17 protein-coding genes are annotated in these 15250 nt (G+C 61.9%); 5 read left to right on the forward strand and 12 right to left on the reverse strand.

The features are described from left to right. Nucleotides 1-8: 8 nt before the first annotated feature. The 7 genes from VPH40_RS26820 to VPH40_RS26850 form a co-directional block, all read right to left on the reverse strand. A complete protein-coding gene (locus VPH40_RS26820) occupies nucleotides 9-1136 on the reverse strand; it encodes an acyl-CoA dehydrogenase family protein (protein ID WP_305063369.1) in 1128 nt (375 codons plus the stop codon). 39 nt (nucleotides 1137-1175) lie between these two features. Continuing rightward, on the reverse strand, nucleotides 1176-1844 hold the full coding sequence (locus VPH40_RS26825; protein WP_251351508.1) for an SDR family oxidoreductase: 669 nt from the start codon (nucleotides 1842-1844) through the stop codon (nucleotides 1176-1178). Between the two features lie 74 nt (nucleotides 1845-1918). Next, the gene (locus VPH40_RS26830; RefSeq protein ID WP_099666058.1) at nucleotides 1919-3115 is read right to left on the reverse strand and encodes an acetyl-CoA C-acyltransferase; all 1197 of its coding nucleotides are present in this window, start codon (nucleotides 3113-3115) and stop codon (nucleotides 1919-1921) included. Continuing rightward, nucleotides 3112-4911, reverse strand: coding sequence for a bifunctional isocitrate dehydrogenase kinase/phosphatase (gene aceK / locus VPH40_RS26835; protein ID WP_099666059.1), 1800 nt, complete (start codon nucleotides 4909-4911; stop codon nucleotides 3112-3114). Before aceK ends, VPH40_RS26830 begins: the two co-directional genes overlap by 4 nt. A gap of 53 nt (nucleotides 4912-4964) precedes the next feature. Then, nucleotides 4965-6149 carry an isovaleryl-CoA dehydrogenase gene (locus VPH40_RS26840; protein ID WP_077398251.1) on the reverse strand — a complete coding sequence of 395 codons (1185 nt, stop codon included), beginning with the start codon at nucleotides 6147-6149 and terminating at the stop codon, nucleotides 4965-4967. 124 nt (nucleotides 6150-6273) lie between these two features. Beyond that, nucleotides 6274-6678 (reverse strand): MerR family transcriptional regulator, encoded by a 405-nt coding sequence (locus VPH40_RS26845; RefSeq protein ID WP_289914085.1) that lies wholly within the window; start codon nucleotides 6676-6678, stop codon nucleotides 6274-6276. Nucleotides 6679-6772: 94 nt separating this feature from the next. Beyond that, entirely contained in the window at nucleotides 6773-7147 is a 375-nt protein-coding gene (locus VPH40_RS26850; RefSeq protein ID WP_328574948.1) for a hypothetical protein, read from the reverse strand. 244 nt (nucleotides 7148-7391) lie between these two features. Between VPH40_RS26850 and VPH40_RS26855 the strand changes: the two genes are divergently transcribed. Continuing rightward, nucleotides 7392-7799 carry a hypothetical protein gene (locus VPH40_RS26855; protein ID WP_034753756.1) on the forward strand — a complete coding sequence of 136 codons (408 nt, stop codon included), beginning with the start codon at nucleotides 7392-7394 and terminating at the stop codon, nucleotides 7797-7799. 89 nt (nucleotides 7800-7888) lie between these two features. Then, the gene (locus VPH40_RS26860) at nucleotides 7889-8215 is read left to right on the forward strand and encodes a hypothetical protein (RefSeq protein WP_077398249.1); all 327 of its coding nucleotides are present in this window, start codon (nucleotides 7889-7891) and stop codon (nucleotides 8213-8215) included. A 170-nt stretch (nucleotides 8216-8385) separates the two neighbouring features. On the opposite strand, the gene VPH40_RS26865 is transcribed toward VPH40_RS26860, so the two are convergent. The 5 genes from VPH40_RS26865 to VPH40_RS26885 all read right to left on the reverse strand — a co-directional run bounded on the left by VPH40_RS26865 (nucleotide 8386) and on the right by VPH40_RS26885 (nucleotide 12691). Next, complete coding sequence (locus VPH40_RS26865) at nucleotides 8386-8988, reverse strand: UbiX family flavin prenyltransferase (protein ID WP_328574949.1); 603 nt, start codon at nucleotides 8986-8988, stop codon at nucleotides 8386-8388. Continuing rightward, nucleotides 8981-9292, reverse strand: a complete 312-nt coding sequence (gene grxD, locus VPH40_RS26870; RefSeq protein WP_034753766.1) for a Grx4 family monothiol glutaredoxin — start codon at nucleotides 9290-9292, stop codon at nucleotides 8981-8983. The genes VPH40_RS26865 and grxD overlap by 8 nt, the downstream gene beginning before the upstream one ends. Nucleotides 9293-9365: 73 nt before the next feature. Next, entirely contained in the window at nucleotides 9366-9878 is a 513-nt protein-coding gene (locus tag VPH40_RS26875; protein ID WP_328574950.1) for a GNAT family N-acetyltransferase, read from the reverse strand. Nucleotides 9879-9882: 4 nt separating this feature from the next. Continuing rightward, nucleotides 9883-12231, reverse strand: a complete 2349-nt coding sequence (locus tag VPH40_RS26880; protein ID WP_328574951.1) for a Tex family protein — start codon at nucleotides 12229-12231, stop codon at nucleotides 9883-9885. A gap of 94 nt (nucleotides 12232-12325) precedes the next feature. After that, nucleotides 12326-12691: a hypothetical protein gene (locus tag VPH40_RS26885; RefSeq protein WP_328574952.1), complete on the reverse strand. Its 366-nt coding sequence runs from the start codon at nucleotides 12689-12691 to the stop codon at nucleotides 12326-12328. A 260-nt stretch (nucleotides 12692-12951) separates the two neighbouring features. Here VPH40_RS26885 and VPH40_RS26890 point away from each other — a divergent pair, with 260 nt between their 5' ends. The 3 genes from VPH40_RS26890 to VPH40_RS26900 are packed head-to-tail and all read left to right on the forward strand — an operon-like array spanning nucleotide 12952 to nucleotide 15114. Continuing rightward, nucleotides 12952-13614, forward strand: coding sequence for a secretin and TonB N-terminal domain-containing protein (locus tag VPH40_RS26890; RefSeq protein ID WP_328574953.1), 663 nt, complete (start codon nucleotides 12952-12954; stop codon nucleotides 13612-13614). A gap of 2 nt (nucleotides 13615-13616) precedes the next feature. Then, a complete protein-coding gene (locus VPH40_RS26895; protein ID WP_035823145.1) occupies nucleotides 13617-14174 on the forward strand; it encodes an RNA polymerase sigma factor in 558 nt (185 codons plus the stop codon). After that, on the forward strand, nucleotides 14167-15114 hold the full coding sequence (locus VPH40_RS26900; RefSeq protein ID WP_099666066.1) for a FecR family protein: 948 nt from the start codon (nucleotides 14167-14169) through the stop codon (nucleotides 15112-15114). The genes VPH40_RS26895 and VPH40_RS26900 overlap by 8 nt, the downstream gene beginning before the upstream one ends. Nucleotides 15115-15250 lie beyond the last annotated feature (136 nt).

Consider the following 15250-nt stretch of genomic DNA (forward strand, 5'->3'; position numbering starts at 1 on the left):
CGTGGGGTTTACAAAGCCCGCGCAATCAAAATCTTCTGGATATCGCTGGTCCCCTCATAAATCTGGCACACGCGCACGTCGCGGTAGATGCGCTCGACGGGGAAGTCGGATACATAACCGTAGCCGCCGTGCACCTGGATGGCGTCCGAGCAGACTTTTTCCGCCATTTCCGACGCAAACAGCTTGGCCATGGCCGCTTCTTTCAGGCATGGCAATCCCGCATCCTTCATGGCCGCCGCGTGGCGTATGAGTTGCCGCGCCGCTTCGATTTGCGTCGCCATGTCGGCCAGGCGGAATTGCACGGCCTGGTGTTCATAGATGGGCTTGCCGAAGCTTTCACGGTCGCGCGCATAGCTCAGGGCCGCTTCGTACGCGGCGCGCGCCATGCCCACGGCTTGCGAGGCGATGCCGATGCGTCCGCCTTCCAGGCCGGACAGGGCGATCTTGTAGCCTTGCCCTTCTTCGCCGATCATATTTTCCGCCGGGATGCGGCAATTCTCGAACAGGATTTGCGCCGTGTCCGACGAATGCTGGCCCATCTTTTGTTCCAGTCCCGCCACGATGTAGCCGGGCGTGTTCGTCGGTACCCAGAAGGCGCTGATGCCGCGCTTGCCCGCCGCCTTGTCGGTCACGGCCATGACGATGGCCACGTCCGCATACTTGCCGCTGGTAATGAACTGCTTGGTGCCGTTGATCACGTAGTCATTGCCGTCGCGCGTGGCCGTCGTGCGCAGGGCCGACGCGTCGCTGCCCGTGTGTGGTTCCGTCAGGCAAAACGCACCCAGCATGGTGCCTTGCGCCAGTGGGCGCAGCCATTGTTCCTTTTGCGCATCGTTGGCGTACATCATGGCGATGCTGCACACGGGGCAATTGTTGACGGAAATGATGGTCGAGGTGCCGCCATCGCCGGCGGCGATTTCTTCCAGCACCAGGGCCAAGGACACGTAGTCGAGGCCGGCGCCACCGAGCGCTTCCGGCACGGCCACGCCAAAGGCGCCCAGCGCGGCCAGTTCCTGCAATTCTTCTTTCGGGAAATGATGTTCCTTGTCCCAGCGGGCCGCGTTGGGCGCCAGGCGCTCGCGCGAAAAACTGCGCAGCGCTTCCTGGATCATGGTCTGTTCTTCATTGAGTATCATGGGACGTCGTCTCGTTTGTTTTTATATGGTGTGGTGGAATTACCAGGCTATGGGCTTGCCATCGTAGTTGCGGAACACGGCCTTGTCCGTGGCCGGCAGGCTGGCCAGGGTGGCGCGGATGCCGGCAGCGCTTTCCTCGGGGGAAATATCGGCGCCGGCGCCGCCCATGTCCGTGCGCACCCAGCCCGGGTGAAACGCCACGCAGCTGACGCCTTGCGGGCCATGCACGAGGGCCGTATCGATCAGCACGGAATTCAGGGCCGCCTTGCTGGCGCGGTACAGCGAACCGGTGGCGTTGCCACGTTCGCTCAGGGAACCCATGTGCGAGGACAGCACGGCCAGCTTGCCTTTCGCGTTGGCCACCAGCGGCGCCAGGATCGGCAGCAGCCGCATGGCCGCCAGCACGTTCGTGTGCATGACGAGGTCGAAATCGGCTTGCGCGGGGAAACCGTCGTGGCGGGGGCCGTACACGCCCGCGTTGAGGATGGCCACGTCGAGCTTTTCATCGTCGAGTTTCCAGCCCAGGCCGGCACAGCCTTCCACGTCCGTCACGTCCAGCTGGTGCGCTTCCGCGCCCAGTTGCGCGAGGGCGTCGCAAGCGTCCGGTGTGCGGGCCGTGGCGATGACACGCCAGCCATCGTGACGGTATTGACGGACGATTTCGTGGCCGATGCCGCGCGAGGCGCCGATGATCAATGCGGTAGGCATATGTTTTCTCCCTGAAAATAAAATGAAAGGGCGCGCACCGTGAACTGCGGTGCGCGCCCGGGCTCAGGAAGAGCTTATACCAGTTCGATCGCCATCGCCGTCGCTTCGCCGCCGCCGATGCACAGGGCTGCCACGCCGCGCTTGCCGCCGGTTTTTTTCAGGGCGCCCAGCAGGGTGACGATGATGCGCGCGCCCGAGGCGCCGATCGGATGGCCCAGCGCGCACGCGCCGCCGTGGATGTTGATCTTGCTGTGTGGAATGTCGAGGTCGTGCATGGCGGCCATGGGCACGGCCGCGAACGCTTCATTGATCTCGAACAAGTCCACATTGCTGCTGCTCCAGCCCGTTTTCGCGTACAGTTTTTTCACTGCGCCGATGGGGGCCGTGGTGAATTCGTTCGGCGCTTGCGCATGCGTGGCGTGGCCGTGGATTTTCGCGATGACGGTGCAACCGAGCTTTTTCGCCGTCGATTCGCGCATCAGCACGAGGGCTGCCGCGCCATCGTTGATCGACGAAGACGAGGCGGCCGTGATGGTGCCATCCTTCTTGAACGCTGCCTTCAAGGTGGGGATTTTTTCCAGGCGGGCTTTTTGCGGGCCTTCATCGATGCTGACGATGGTGTCGCCGCCGCGGCCGGAGACGGTCACGGGCACGATTTCCCATTCGAAACTGCCATCCTTGGTGGCCGCTTGCGCGCGTTTCACGGATTCGATGGCGAAGGCATCCTGCGCTTCGCGCGTGAAGTGGTATTGGCTGGCGCACTCTTCGGCAAACGTGCCCATCGAGCGGGCGTTGCCCTTTTCATCGCGGCTGTAGGCGTCTTCCAGGCCATCCATCATCATGTGGTCATAGATCATGCCGTGGCCGATGCGGTAGCCGCCGCGCGCCTTCGGCACCAGGTAAGGGGCGTTGGTCATCGATTCCATGCCGCCCGCCACCACCACGTCGGCGCTGCCGGCGAGCAAGGTGTCATGCGCGAACATGGTCGTCTGCATGGCCGAGCCGCACATTTTCGACAGGGTCACGGCGCCCGTGGAATCGGGTAAGCCAGCCTTGCGCAAGGCTTGGCGCGCGGGCGCCTGGCCCTGGCCCGCCATCAGGCAATTGCCGAAAAACACGTGTTCCACGGCATCCGGCGCCACGCCGGCCCGTTCCACGGCGGCGCGGATGGCCACGGCGCCCAGGTCGCTGGCGGTGACGTTGGCAAAGTCGCCCTGGAAGGCGCCCATGGGGGTGCGCGCGGCACCGACGATTACGACTGGATCATTCATGTTGGATCTCCGGTTAGGGGTGGGGATGATGACTGCATACAAAAACGCAGGTGCTGCGGATAAGGGAAGACGTCCTCGATATGGCCGTCTTCGATGCGCTGTTTGCGCGCCTGCCAATATTGCGCCGTCAGCAGGTCGGCATGGTGCTGCATGAAATAGGTGCGGATACGGGGATTGCCCAGCAGGAAGGTGCCGAATTGTTCGGGAAACACATCGTGCTTGCCGATGGGATACCAAGGTTCGGCCGACATTTCTTCTTCCTCCGTGCGCGCCTGGGGAATGACGCGGAACTGGCAATCGGTGATGTACTCGATTTCATCGTAATCGTAAAAAACGACACGTTGATGACGCGTGACGCCAAAATTTTTATACAGCATGTCGCCCGGAAAGATATTCGCCGCCACCAATTCCTTGATGGCATTGCCGTACTCGACGATGGCGTGTTCGACCAGGTCGTCGCGGCCTTCCTTCTCGGCATTGCTCAGCCACATGTTCAGCGGCACCATGCGCCGCTCGATGTACAGGTGGCGGATGATGATCTGTTCGCGGTCTTCTTCGATCAGCGAGGGGGCGAACTGTTTCAGCTCGGCCAGCAATTCCTCGGCAAAACGGGCGCGGGGAAAGGCCACGTTGGAATACTCGAGCGTGTCGGCCATGCGGCCCACCCGGTCGTGGTGTTTCACCAGCAAATATTTTTGCTGGACTTGCGCGCGCGTGGTTTCCTTGGGCGGCGGGAAAAAATCCTTGATCACCTTGAAGACATACGGAAACGACGGCAGGGCAAACACGAGCATCACCAGGCCGCGGATGCCGGGTGCGCTTTCGAAGTGGTCCGACGAGTGTTTCAAATGCTGCAGGTAGTCGCGGTAAAACAGCGTCTTGCCCTGTTTTTGCAAGCCCAGTATCGTATAAATCTCACTGCGCGGCTTGCGCGGGAGCAAACTTCGGAGAAATTGCACGTAGGCCGACGGCACTTCCATATCGACCAGGAAATACGCGCGCGTAAACGAAAACAGCACGGCGATCTGTTGTTGCTCGAACAGCACGGTGTCGAGCACCAGCTTGCCGTGACGGTTGTGCAGGATGGGCACGACAAACGGGTATTCGCGGTTGCCGTTGATGCCCTTGCCGACCAGATAGGCGCCCTTGTTGCGGTAGAACAAACTGGTCAAGACCTGGATCTGGTGGTTCGGTTCGATCCTGTCGCCGCCGAACAGCTGCTGCAGCCGCGCTTCCACCTGGGCCACGTCACGCTCGAGGTTGGCAAATGCGCAATCCAGCTGGAAGTGCGTCAGCATGCGCGTCAGGGTGTGGCGCAAGCCGTCCTTGCCCGGGTAATACACGCGGTAGGTGGGGACCGGGTCTTGCGTGTCGATGTATTCCGTGGACACGACGGGACGCACGAAAATATAGTCGTTATTGAAATACGTGCGGTGCAGGATGTTGCAGCAGACGGAATTGAAGAAGGTTTCCGCCAGTTCCGGCTGCTTGTGTTCCGTCAGCATGCCGATGTAGTGCAGCTTGAGTTCGCGCCACACTTCATCGCTCAACTCCGACTCTTCGTACTCATCTTCGAGCATCTGCACGCATTCCTGCACGCGCTTGTCATAAAAGTCGATGCGTTCGCGGGCCGCCGTCTGTGCCGCGGCCCAGGCGCCTTGCTCGAAATACTGCTTGGCTTGCTGGCTGGTTTCGCGGAACAGGCGGTAATGCTTGTCGAAGCCGTCGCGGATGGTGCGCGCGATATCGAATGCAATCTGGGAAGAGAGCAATTTGGGGAAGGCAATGTGCGTCATAGCTGTGCTCGCATAAATAGCTCTTCACCCAGTCGATCGCCGCGCGCCCGTGCTTACTTGGTTTCCGCAAACAGTTCGCGGCCTATCAGCATGCGGCGGATTTCGCTGGTCCCGGCGCCGATTTCGTACAGCTTGGCGTCGCGCCACAGGCGGCCGGCCGGGAACTCGTTGATGTAGCCATTGCCGCCCAGGGCCTGGATCGCTTCGCCCGCCATCCACGTCGCCTTCTCTGCACTATACAGAATGGCGCCGGCCGCATCCTTGCGCAACTGGCGCACGGCTTCCGGCGTGGTGGCGCGGTCGCACGCCTGGCCCACGGCATACACGTAGGCCTTGCACGCCATCATGGTCGAATACATATCGGCCAGTTTGCCCTGCATCAATTGGAATTCGCCGATGGGCTGGCCGAATTGCTTGCGGTCATGCACGTAAGGCACGACCAGGTCCATGCACGCCTGCATGATGCCCAGCGGGCCGCCGGACAGCACGGTGCGCTCGAAGTCGAGGCCCGACATCAGCACGTTGACGCCCTTGCCCAGGCCGCCCAGCACGTTTTCGGCCGGCACTTCGCAATCCTGGAACACCAGTTCGCCCGTGTGCGAGCCGCGCATGCCCAGCTTGTCGAGCTTTTGCGCGATGGAAAAGCCCTTGAAATTCTTTTCGATCAGGAACGCCGTCATGCCGCGCGGACCCGCTTCCAGGTCGTTTTTCGCGTACACCACCAGCACGTCCGCGTCGGGGCCGTTGGTGATCCACATCTTGGTGCCGTTCAAGACCCAGCGGTCGCCCTTGAAGTCGGCGCGCAGCTTCATGCTGACGACGTCCGAACCCGCGTTCGGTTCCGACATGGCCAGCGCGCCGATGTGCTCGCCCGTGATCAGCTTCGGCAGGTACTTGGCCTTTTGTTCGGCCGTGCCGTTGCGCTTGATCTGGTTCACGCACAGGTTCGAGTGGGCGCCGTAGGACAGGCCGACGGAGGCCGAGGCGCGCGAAATCTCTTCCATGGCGATGATGTGCGCCAGGTAACCCATGCCGGCGCCGCCGTATTCTTCGCTGACGGTAATGCCGAGCAAGCCCATGTCGCCCATCTTGCGCCACAGATCCATGGGGAACTGGTCGGTGCGGTCGATCTCGGCCGCGCGCGGCGCGATTTCGGCGGCGGCAAATTGTTGGATCGCTTCGCGCAGCGAGGCGATGTCTTCGCCGTGGTCAAAGGTCAAGCCTGGGAGATGGAGCATGTCGTCCTCGTCGTTATAAGTGTGGCGGTCATGGATGCCGGGTCAGTGAAGCTATGATACTCAGTTGTGACGTTTACGTAAACGTAAAGCGATGCGCGCGCGGCCTGCGCCGCCGCATCGCTGCCTAGCTGGTTTGCGCCTTATCCAGGTTCAAGTCCGCCAGCATGTGCGCGCAAGCGTCTTCATGCGCGCTGATTTCCGCCAGTGCCATTTCGATATCGATGCGCTGCTGTTCCAGGGTTTGCCGGTGTTGCGCCAGCACGCCCAGGAAGCGGTCCATCTGCGCGCGCGTGTCCTTCGGCGACTCGTACATGTCGACCAGGCTCTTGATCTCCGACAGCGCCAGGCCCAGGCGCTTGCCGCGCAGGGTCAGTTTCAATCGGGTGCGGTCGCGCGGCGTGTAGACGCGGCTGCGCCCGCCCGCGCCTTCGCGTTTCGGACTGAGCAAGCCCTGGTCTTCATAGAAGCGGATGGCGCGCGCCGTGATGTCGAATTCCCGCGCCAGTTCGGTAATGGTATAGGTCGTCATTGCTGCGGGCGGTGTCGGTTGCATGGGTGGTCGGTCGCTGGATGGGTGCTGCGGGGTAATGGGTGGCAAAGTGCCGTTTACGTCAACGTCAATACTATTGTAGCGTGCCCTGCCCGTGCTGCAACAAAGAAAAAAGAGGACCTGGACAGGGGGATTTGGCGAATAAGGCAACAGTTACTGAAAATAAATTGATTCTTCTGGCGCAAACGCGCTTAAGATCGAGAGTTGGTGGCCAAGATGACACCAAAAAGAGCTTTCCTGGCATAACAGCGACATTCTTTTCGCTGCGATGGCAGTAAAATTTTTCGGGCGCAGATTCTTTCCAGCCGGCACGATCAAAAAACAACGTTTCGCTCTGAGCACGTTGTTCGAATCGTTTCCATGTTGGAAACAAAATGGCCCTTCTGAAAACTTTGTCTACAAGAAATTGTATGACATGGGCATTGCGTACATCGGTAGAGGAGGGCATTATCCGATACCGTACGTTGTAATGCCAAACCGAGGCTTTGAATCGTGCTGCAGTGCGAAAATCAAGGCCAGCCGCGAATTTGACCCGAAGCCACGCAGAATCACAAGAGAAAATTCGGCCCACTTTTCTACCCGGAAAGCCCGGCCGGAGTGTTAATTGTTAATTGATACTCTTTTCAAATGTAACATTCTGTATGGTCATTCAAGAAACTGACTTTCATGTTACAACATGAAATAGTACACCTATGAATTCTTCTAACGAACGCGAAAGCTTCAGCCAGCGACTTCAGTTGGCTCTCAAAAACGCCCATTATTCTCCAGACAGCCCGACCAGACTGGCCCGGGAATTCAATATCCGTTTCGACGGGCGCCCGATTACCGTGCATGCAGCTAGGAAATGGTTAGTAGGTGAAGCAATTCCGACGCAAGAGAAATTGCGCATGATTGCCCAATGGTTGGGCGTTCCGGCGGAATGGTTGCGTTTTGGCGGCCCGGAAAGCGCCACGCCGAATGGCGAAGCGGGCAGCGCTTTGTCGCGGTTTGAGTCCGCCGATGTGAAATTAATTGCCGATTTGCAAAGATTAGATGAACATCATCGTCAAATCGCGCGAGAATTTATTCGCATGCTGGTCAGAGTCAACTACCAAAAGTAAGCATTCAGGCCATCCCCGGCCGGCGCCGTCCGCCTTTCGCTGGCGGCGCTCTTCCTGTCCTTTTATTTGCGCAACGTCATACTGGAGACATGATTTTGTCGCACAATAAGACCTCGCATGTTGCGCTGCAGCGGAATTATTTGACAATAATCCCGCACGCAGCGGCGCAGCGGCCAATACCAGCGCATAATCACATCAGAAGCAGCCAGTTCATCCACTACGGAGCCGAGCATTTGAGCCGTCTTATGAAAAGTAACTACAGCAATACCGCGCAGCTGAAGGACTTGATGACCGTGCCCCCCATGACTGCCGCGCAACATGCGGAAGTGATGCGCAAACGGATCGCCCACCGCAGGATGGTTGAAGAAGCCAGGGATTTGAAGCAGGCAAGTGCCCACCAGTTCGACAAGAGGTGAGGGATGCCTGACCAAAGCTGCTGCGCGTCGGCATAGGTAGTTTGCGATGCTCACCGTACTAAAGTACGGTTGCGCTTCTCGACTACCTCTTCCTTCCGCTCGCTACGCTTTTGTCAGGCATCATGACTTGGTAGGTATTTGCCGCTTATACGCTGGCGGCATGAGTGGTGTCAGCTTTCTGACGCCTTGAGACCATTCCAGCGCGGTGCCAGGCCGTGCTCGATGCCCAGCAGGTCGATGACGCGCGCGACCGTATGGTCGACCATCTCCGCAATGCTGTGCGGGTGGTGATAAAAGCTGGGTAGTGGGGGGAAGATGATGCCGCCCATTTCCGTCACGGCCGTCATATTGCGCAGGTGCGCCAGGTTGAACGGCGTTTCGCGCACCATCAGGATCAGGCGGCGGCGCTCCTTGAGCACCACATCGGCTGCCCGCGTGATCAAATTATCCGACAGGCCATGGGCCACGGCCGCCAGGGTCTTCATCGAGCACGGTGCGACGACCATGCCATCCGATTGAAACGAGCCGCTGGCGATGCTTGCGCCGATGTCGCGCAGCTTGTGCACCACGTGCGCCTGCGCTTCGATGTCCTTGCGCCCCACGCCCGTTTCCTGGTGCAGGGTCAGTACGGCCGCATCCGACAAGACCAGATGCGTTTCGACGCCGGGGATGGCGCCGAGCAATTGCAGCAGCCGCAAGCCATACACGGCGCCCGTGGCGCCCGTGATGGCCACGACGATACGGCGCGGCCGCTGTTGTTGACTATCAGGCATCGAGCAGGGACTTCAGTTCGCCCGATTCAAACATTTCATTCATGATATCGGAACCACCGATGAACTCGCCTTTGACATACAGCTGCGGAATGGTTGGCCAGTTCGAGTAATCCTTGATGCCTTGGCGCACTTCCGGGTCATCCAGCACGTTGACGGTAGCGATGTTTTCCACGCCGCATGCTTTCAGTATCTGGATGGCGCGGCCGGAAAAGCCGCACTGCGGGAACTGGGCCGTGCCCTTCATGAACAGCACGACTGGCGTGTTCGTCACGGTTTCTTTGATCCAGGTTTGTACGTCGCTCATAGCTGCCTCTGATGGGTAAATAAATAGATGCCGTCATTTTATAAGAAAACGCCGGCACGGGTATGCGCTCAAGTCATAAATCGGGCAAGTCAGCCACGCTGGCGCTCGTTGCTATTGATAACTGCTTGCCCAGGCACACCGATTGTGCCGCGCCCACGTATCTGCCCCAGGCAACGACGGGTGCATAGCCGTGTTTGGCATAAAACGCCACCGCGCGGGTATTCGCCACGCGGGTGGACAGGTGCAGCCGCGCATAGCCGAAGCAGCGCGCCTGCGCTTCCACATGGGCCAGCAGGGCCGCGCCCACGCCACCTTGGCCGGGGCGCGCATACATGCGCTTGAGTTCTGCCGTGGCGCTGTCCGGCCCGCCCAGCGGGCGCAGGGCCGCGCAGCCCAGCAGGTCACCGGCGCCATCGCGGGCAAGATAAAAGCCGCCGCGCGGCGTGGCTGCCTCGGCATCGAAGGAAGAGCGGCCGCTGTCGCCATTGATGCGCAGCAATGCTTCCGACAATTCGTCGAGCAGCCGCTGCGCATCCGGGCCGGCCGCGTCCGCCGCCAGGATGACAAGGTCCTGCCCGGCGGCCACGAACTTAACCGCGCAGCTTGGCGAACGCGGCGGCCATGCTGCCGGCCGGTTCCGGCGCGTTGCGCGACTGCGACTGGTGCTGCGCCATGCTGCGGCGGTCGTTGCGGTCGCCACGCTGTTCCGGCTTGCTGCCCGCCTGCGGCGCGCTATCCGTCAAACGCATGGTCAGCGCGATGCGCTTGCGCTTTTCATCGACTTCCAGCACTTTCACGCGCACGACTTGTCCCGCCTTGACCACCGTGTGCGGGTCCTTGACGAAGGTGTTCGACAGGGCCGAGATGTGCACGAGGCCATCCTGGTGCACGCCGATGTCGACGAAGGCGCCAAAGGCGGCCACGTTGGTGACCACGCCCTCAAGGATCATGTCCGGACGCAAGTCGCGGATTTCTTCCACGCCTTCCTTGAAGGTGGCCGTCGTAAATTCCGGACGCGGATCGCGGCCCGGTTTTTCCAGTTCCTTCAAGATGTCGGAAATGGTCGGCACGCCGAAGGTTTCATCCGCATACTTGGCGGGGCTGAGGGTTTTCAGCAGGGCCGTTTCACCGATGACAGCCTTGATATCCTTCTTGATATCGGCCAGGATTTTTTCCACCAGCGGGTACGATTCCGGGTGGACGGCCGAGGCGTCCAGCGGATTTTCGCCGCCCATCACGCGCAAAAAGCCCGCTGCCTGTTCGTAGGTCTTGTCGCCCAGGCGCGGCACGGCTTTCAGCGCCGCGCGCGAGGTGAACGCGCCCTTCATGTCGCGGTAGGTGACGATGCTTTGCGCCACGCTGGCCGACAGGCCGGAGACGCGCGCCAGCAGCGGCGCCGACGCCGTGTTCACGTCCACGCCGACGGCGTTCACGCAATCTTCCACCACGGCATCGAGCGAACGGGCCAGCTGGCTTTGACTCACGTCATGCTGGTACTGGCCCACGCCGATCGATTTCGGGTCGATTTTCACCAGTTCGGCCAGCGGGTCTTGCAGGCGGCGCGCGATGGAGACGGCGCCGCGCAGGGACACATCCATGTCCGGCAACTCTTTTGAGGCGAACTCGGACGCCGAATACACCGACGCGCCCGCTTCCGAAACGACGATCTTCGTCATCTTCGCTTCCGGATGCTGCTTGATCAAATCCTGCGCCAGCTTGTCCGTTTCGCGCGAGGCGGTGCCGTTGCCGATGGAAATCAGGGACACATTGTGCTTGGCGGCAAGACGGCCCAAGGTATGCAAGGAACCATCCCAGTCGTTCTTCGGCTGGTGCGGGTAGATCACGGCCGTGTCGACTACTTTACCGGTGGCATCGACCACGGCGACCTTGACGCCCGTGCGCAAGCCAGGATCCAGGCCCATGGTGGCGCGCTGGCCGGCCGGCGCGGCCAGCAGCAGCGCTTTCAGGTTGGTGGCGAAGACGTTGATGGCGTCGAGTTCCGAGCGTTCGCGCAGCGCGCCCATCAGTTCCGTTTCCAGGTGCATGAAGCTTTTCACGCGCCAGGTCCAGCGCGCCGTATCGGCCAGCCATTTGTCGGCCGGACGGCCCTGTTGCTTGATGCCGAAGCGGGCGGCGATGCGGCCTTCGCACGGGTTGTGCGGCGCATCCCATTTCGGTTTTTCCGCCTCCGTATCCAGGCGCAGGGTGACGTCGAGGATACCTTCACGGCGGCCGCGCAGCAGCGCCAGCGCGCGGTGAGATGGCACTGTGGAAATGGTTTCCGAGTAATCGAAATAATCGGCGAATTTTTCGCCTTCGTCCTGCTTGCCTTCCACCACTTTCGATTCGACGATGCCGTGTTCCTGCACGTATTCGCGCAAGGTTTGCAGCAAGGTTGCATCTTCGGCGAAACGCTCCATCAGGATCTGGCGCGCGCCGTCGAGGGCTGCCTTGGTGTCCGCCACGCCCGGGTTGTTGCCGTCGGAACTCGTAAACGCTTCGCGCAGGAACTTGCCCGCTTCCATTTCCGGCGTCAGTTCGGGATTGTCCAGCAAGCCGTCGGCCAGCGGCATCAAGCCCGCTTCGATGGCGATCTGCGCCTTCGTGCGGCGCTTTTGCTTGTATGGCAGATACAAGTCTTCCAGGCGCGTCTTGTCTTCCGCGTGCATGACGGCGTCCAGCAGCTCGGGCGTCATCTTGTTCTGTTCCGTGATCGAGGCCACGATGGCGGCGCGTCGCTCTTCCAGCTCGCGCAGGTAGCGCAAGCGCTCTTCGAGCAGGCGCAGCTGGATATCGTCGAGGCCGCCGGTCGCTTCCTTGCGGTAACGGGCGATGAAGGGCACGGTGGCGCCTTCGTCGAGCAGTTCGATGGCGGCGGCAACCTGCACGGGTTTGGCGGCAAGTTCAAGGGCAAGACGTTGTTCGATAGTGGGCAGCATGGTTGTTTCCAGAGCGATCAAGCTTGGAATGATACGCAATCGGCGCGATTGCGCAATCTTGACAGCGCAAATGGACTGTGCGTTGACAACAGCGTCAGCGGGCCGGCAGCAGCGGGCTGGCGGGCGTCGGCTGCGGCGGGCGCTGCGGCGTGACGGATTTGCCAAAGGCATTGCCCATGCGGTGTTCGAGGGCGGCGCGGTTGTACAGGCCCAGCTGGTTCGACGGGCGCTGCACGATCGCTTCCGCGCCGGACAGGGCGGGCGGCTGCCGGTTCACGGTGTTGCTATCTGGCAATAATTTTTCATTCAAGCAAGACATCGATTGCGCGCGCTTGCCATTGACTTCCACTTCCACGCAACCCTTCTCCGGCGCGGCCGCCTTCACGACGACGGTGTGCTCGTCCGCCTGTGCGGACAGGGCGGCGCAGGCCAGCAGCAATAGTGATAACAGGCGTGCCATGGCGGCTCCCGGAACGGTGGATCAGACGTTCAGCATAGCAAGATCATATGTCGCGGCGATGACACAGGCCGGCATGCGGGCCGATGCCATGTCATGCAGTTGTCATTTTATGAAGCTACCATCTTGCCATTCTGCAGACAACATTGCAGTCAAGACACTTCATGAGCAGGATTTTTCGTTGATTCCCCTGGAAAATGACACTAAGCCACCGCCGCGCCGCAACGGGCAATGCCCTGTCCGCCTGCTTGCTGATGACATTCATGACATTGATGACATTCGTGCGGCCGGCTGCGGGCGCGGACGGTGCTGACGCCAGCGCGCACGCGACCCTGCGCTTCGACTTGCCCGCCCAGCCGCTCGATGCGGCCCTGGTGGCGTTTGGCGAAGTGACCGGGTATTCCGTGCTCGTCAGCAGCCAGCTGGCGGCCGGTCGCGTGGCAGCGCCCGTGCGCGGCGATTACACGCCGGCCGAAGCGCTGCAGCGCTTGCTGGCAGGCACGCAGCTGGGCGCGCGCTTCAGCGGCAGCAACGCGTTTACCTTGCTGGCGCTGGCCGACGCCCCCGTGGCGCCGGCGCCTGTGCCGGCCGAGGCCGCTCCTGCCGCACCACCGTTGCAAGGCTATGCGGCCATCCTGCAGCGCTCGCTCACGCGCGCCCTGTGCCGCTTGCATCCGGACGCCTTCGGCCGCTACCGCCTGGCTTTCCAGCTGTGGCTTGACGAGCGAGGCAAGGTGCGCGCCGTACACGTGCTGGAACCGAGCGGCGTGGAACAGCGCGACCGCGCCGTGCTGCAGCGTTTGCGCAACCTGCTGATGGATGGCGCGCCACCGGCGGGCTTGCCGCAGCCGCTGACGATTTTATTGACGCCGCGGCCCGATCCGGATGCCGATTGCGCGCCCTACCTGCTGGCCGGGGCGCCCTGACCATGCCGGAATTGCTCAAAACCACCTTGCGCAAGCTGTTCCTGGAACGCTACGGACAGTTTCGCCGCCACTTGCAGCGCCGCCTGGGCTCGGAAGACCTGGCCAACGACGCGCTGCATGAAACGTATCTGCGGGTCGAACGGATGAATGCGCCCGAGGCCATCAGCTACCCGTCCGCGTATTTGATGCGCATCGCCATCAACATTGCGGAAGATCAACGTCGCGACAATGCGCGCCTGCTCAGCTTGCCGGATATCGATGACCTGTACGAGATGGCCGACGAGCTGGCCGACCCGGCCCGCACCTTCAGCGCGCGCGCCGAGCTGGAAGAACTGGAACGGGCCTTGCAGGAGTTGCCGAAACGCCGGCGCGCCATCGTCATCGCCGCCCGCGTCGACCAGTTGCCGCACCGCGATATCGCCGAGCGCTTCGGCATTTCCGCCCGCACGGTAGAGAAGGAATTGCGCGCCGGCCTGGAACATTGCTGCGAGCGCATGGGACGCGATTTCATTCAGCGCTTCGGTCCCGGCGCGGGAAAAACGTCTAAACATCATGACTGAACAAGCGGAAGACGACATGAGTGTCATCCAGAAGGAAGCGCAGGCGTGGGTCGTGCGCCTGGCCTCGGGCCAGGTCAGCGAGCGCGATGCGCAAGTGTTTCGCCATTGGTGCGCGCGCAGCCGCAAGCATGCCAACGCGTTTGCCGAGGCGCGCGCCGTGTGGGGCGCCATGGCGCCGGCCGCGCGCGCCGTCAAGCGGGCGCAGGCCCCCGTCAACACGGCGCGGCGCGCCTGGCTCGGCGGCGCCGTGGCCGCCTCGCTGGGCTTGCTGGTGCTGCGCCCGCCCATGGACCTGTGGCCGGCCGTCGCGGGTCTTGCCGCCGACTACGCCACGGGCACGGGCGAACAGCGCGAAGTGGCGCTCGACGGCGGCGTGCTGGTGCAGATGAATACGCAGACGCGTCTCGACGCGGCGCCCGTGCAGGACGGCGCCGCGGCGCTGGTGCTGCTGGCGGGCGAGGCGGAATTCCAGGCCGGCTTGCGCGGCGCGGCGCGCGTGCGCGTGCAGGCGGGCGACGGCACCGTGTCGGCCGGCAGCGCCCGTTTCAATATCCGCCTGTTCGGCCAGGAAGTGTGCGTGACGTGTTTGGCGGGGCGCCTGCGCGTGGCGCAGGCCGGCAACGATGCGGAACTGGCGGCCGGCCAGCAGCTGCGCTACCGGCCCGAGCATTTCGGCATCGCCCGCGCGGTGGCCAGGGGCGACGTCAGCGCGTGGCGCCAGCGCTTGCTGGTGTTCAAGCAAAGCACCCTGGCCGAGGTGGTGGACGAGGTGAACCGCTACCGTCCCGGCAAGCTGATCCTCAATGGCGACGCCTTGAAACTCACGCGCGTGCAAGCGAGCTTTTCGCTCGACCGTCTCGACGACGTGATCGCCCTGATCCAGGACGCGTATGGCGCGCGCGTGACGCGACTGCCGGGCGGCATCGTGCTGTTTGGCTAGCGATGCATGCCGATGGCATGCCGCCAATTATGACATTTTCATGACCTTTTGCAGTCCCGGACCTTGTTCCCTGTCAATGCTGCTGGAAGCCGCGAATCAGTGCCTGCCGCCCGCCCCCGTGCGTGCCGCGCGCCGC

Origin of the sequence: Janthinobacterium sp. P210005 (genome assembly GCF_036231865.1) — a bacterium.
Lineage (GTDB): Bacteria > Pseudomonadota > Gammaproteobacteria > Burkholderiales > Burkholderiaceae_D > Janthinobacterium > Janthinobacterium kumbetense.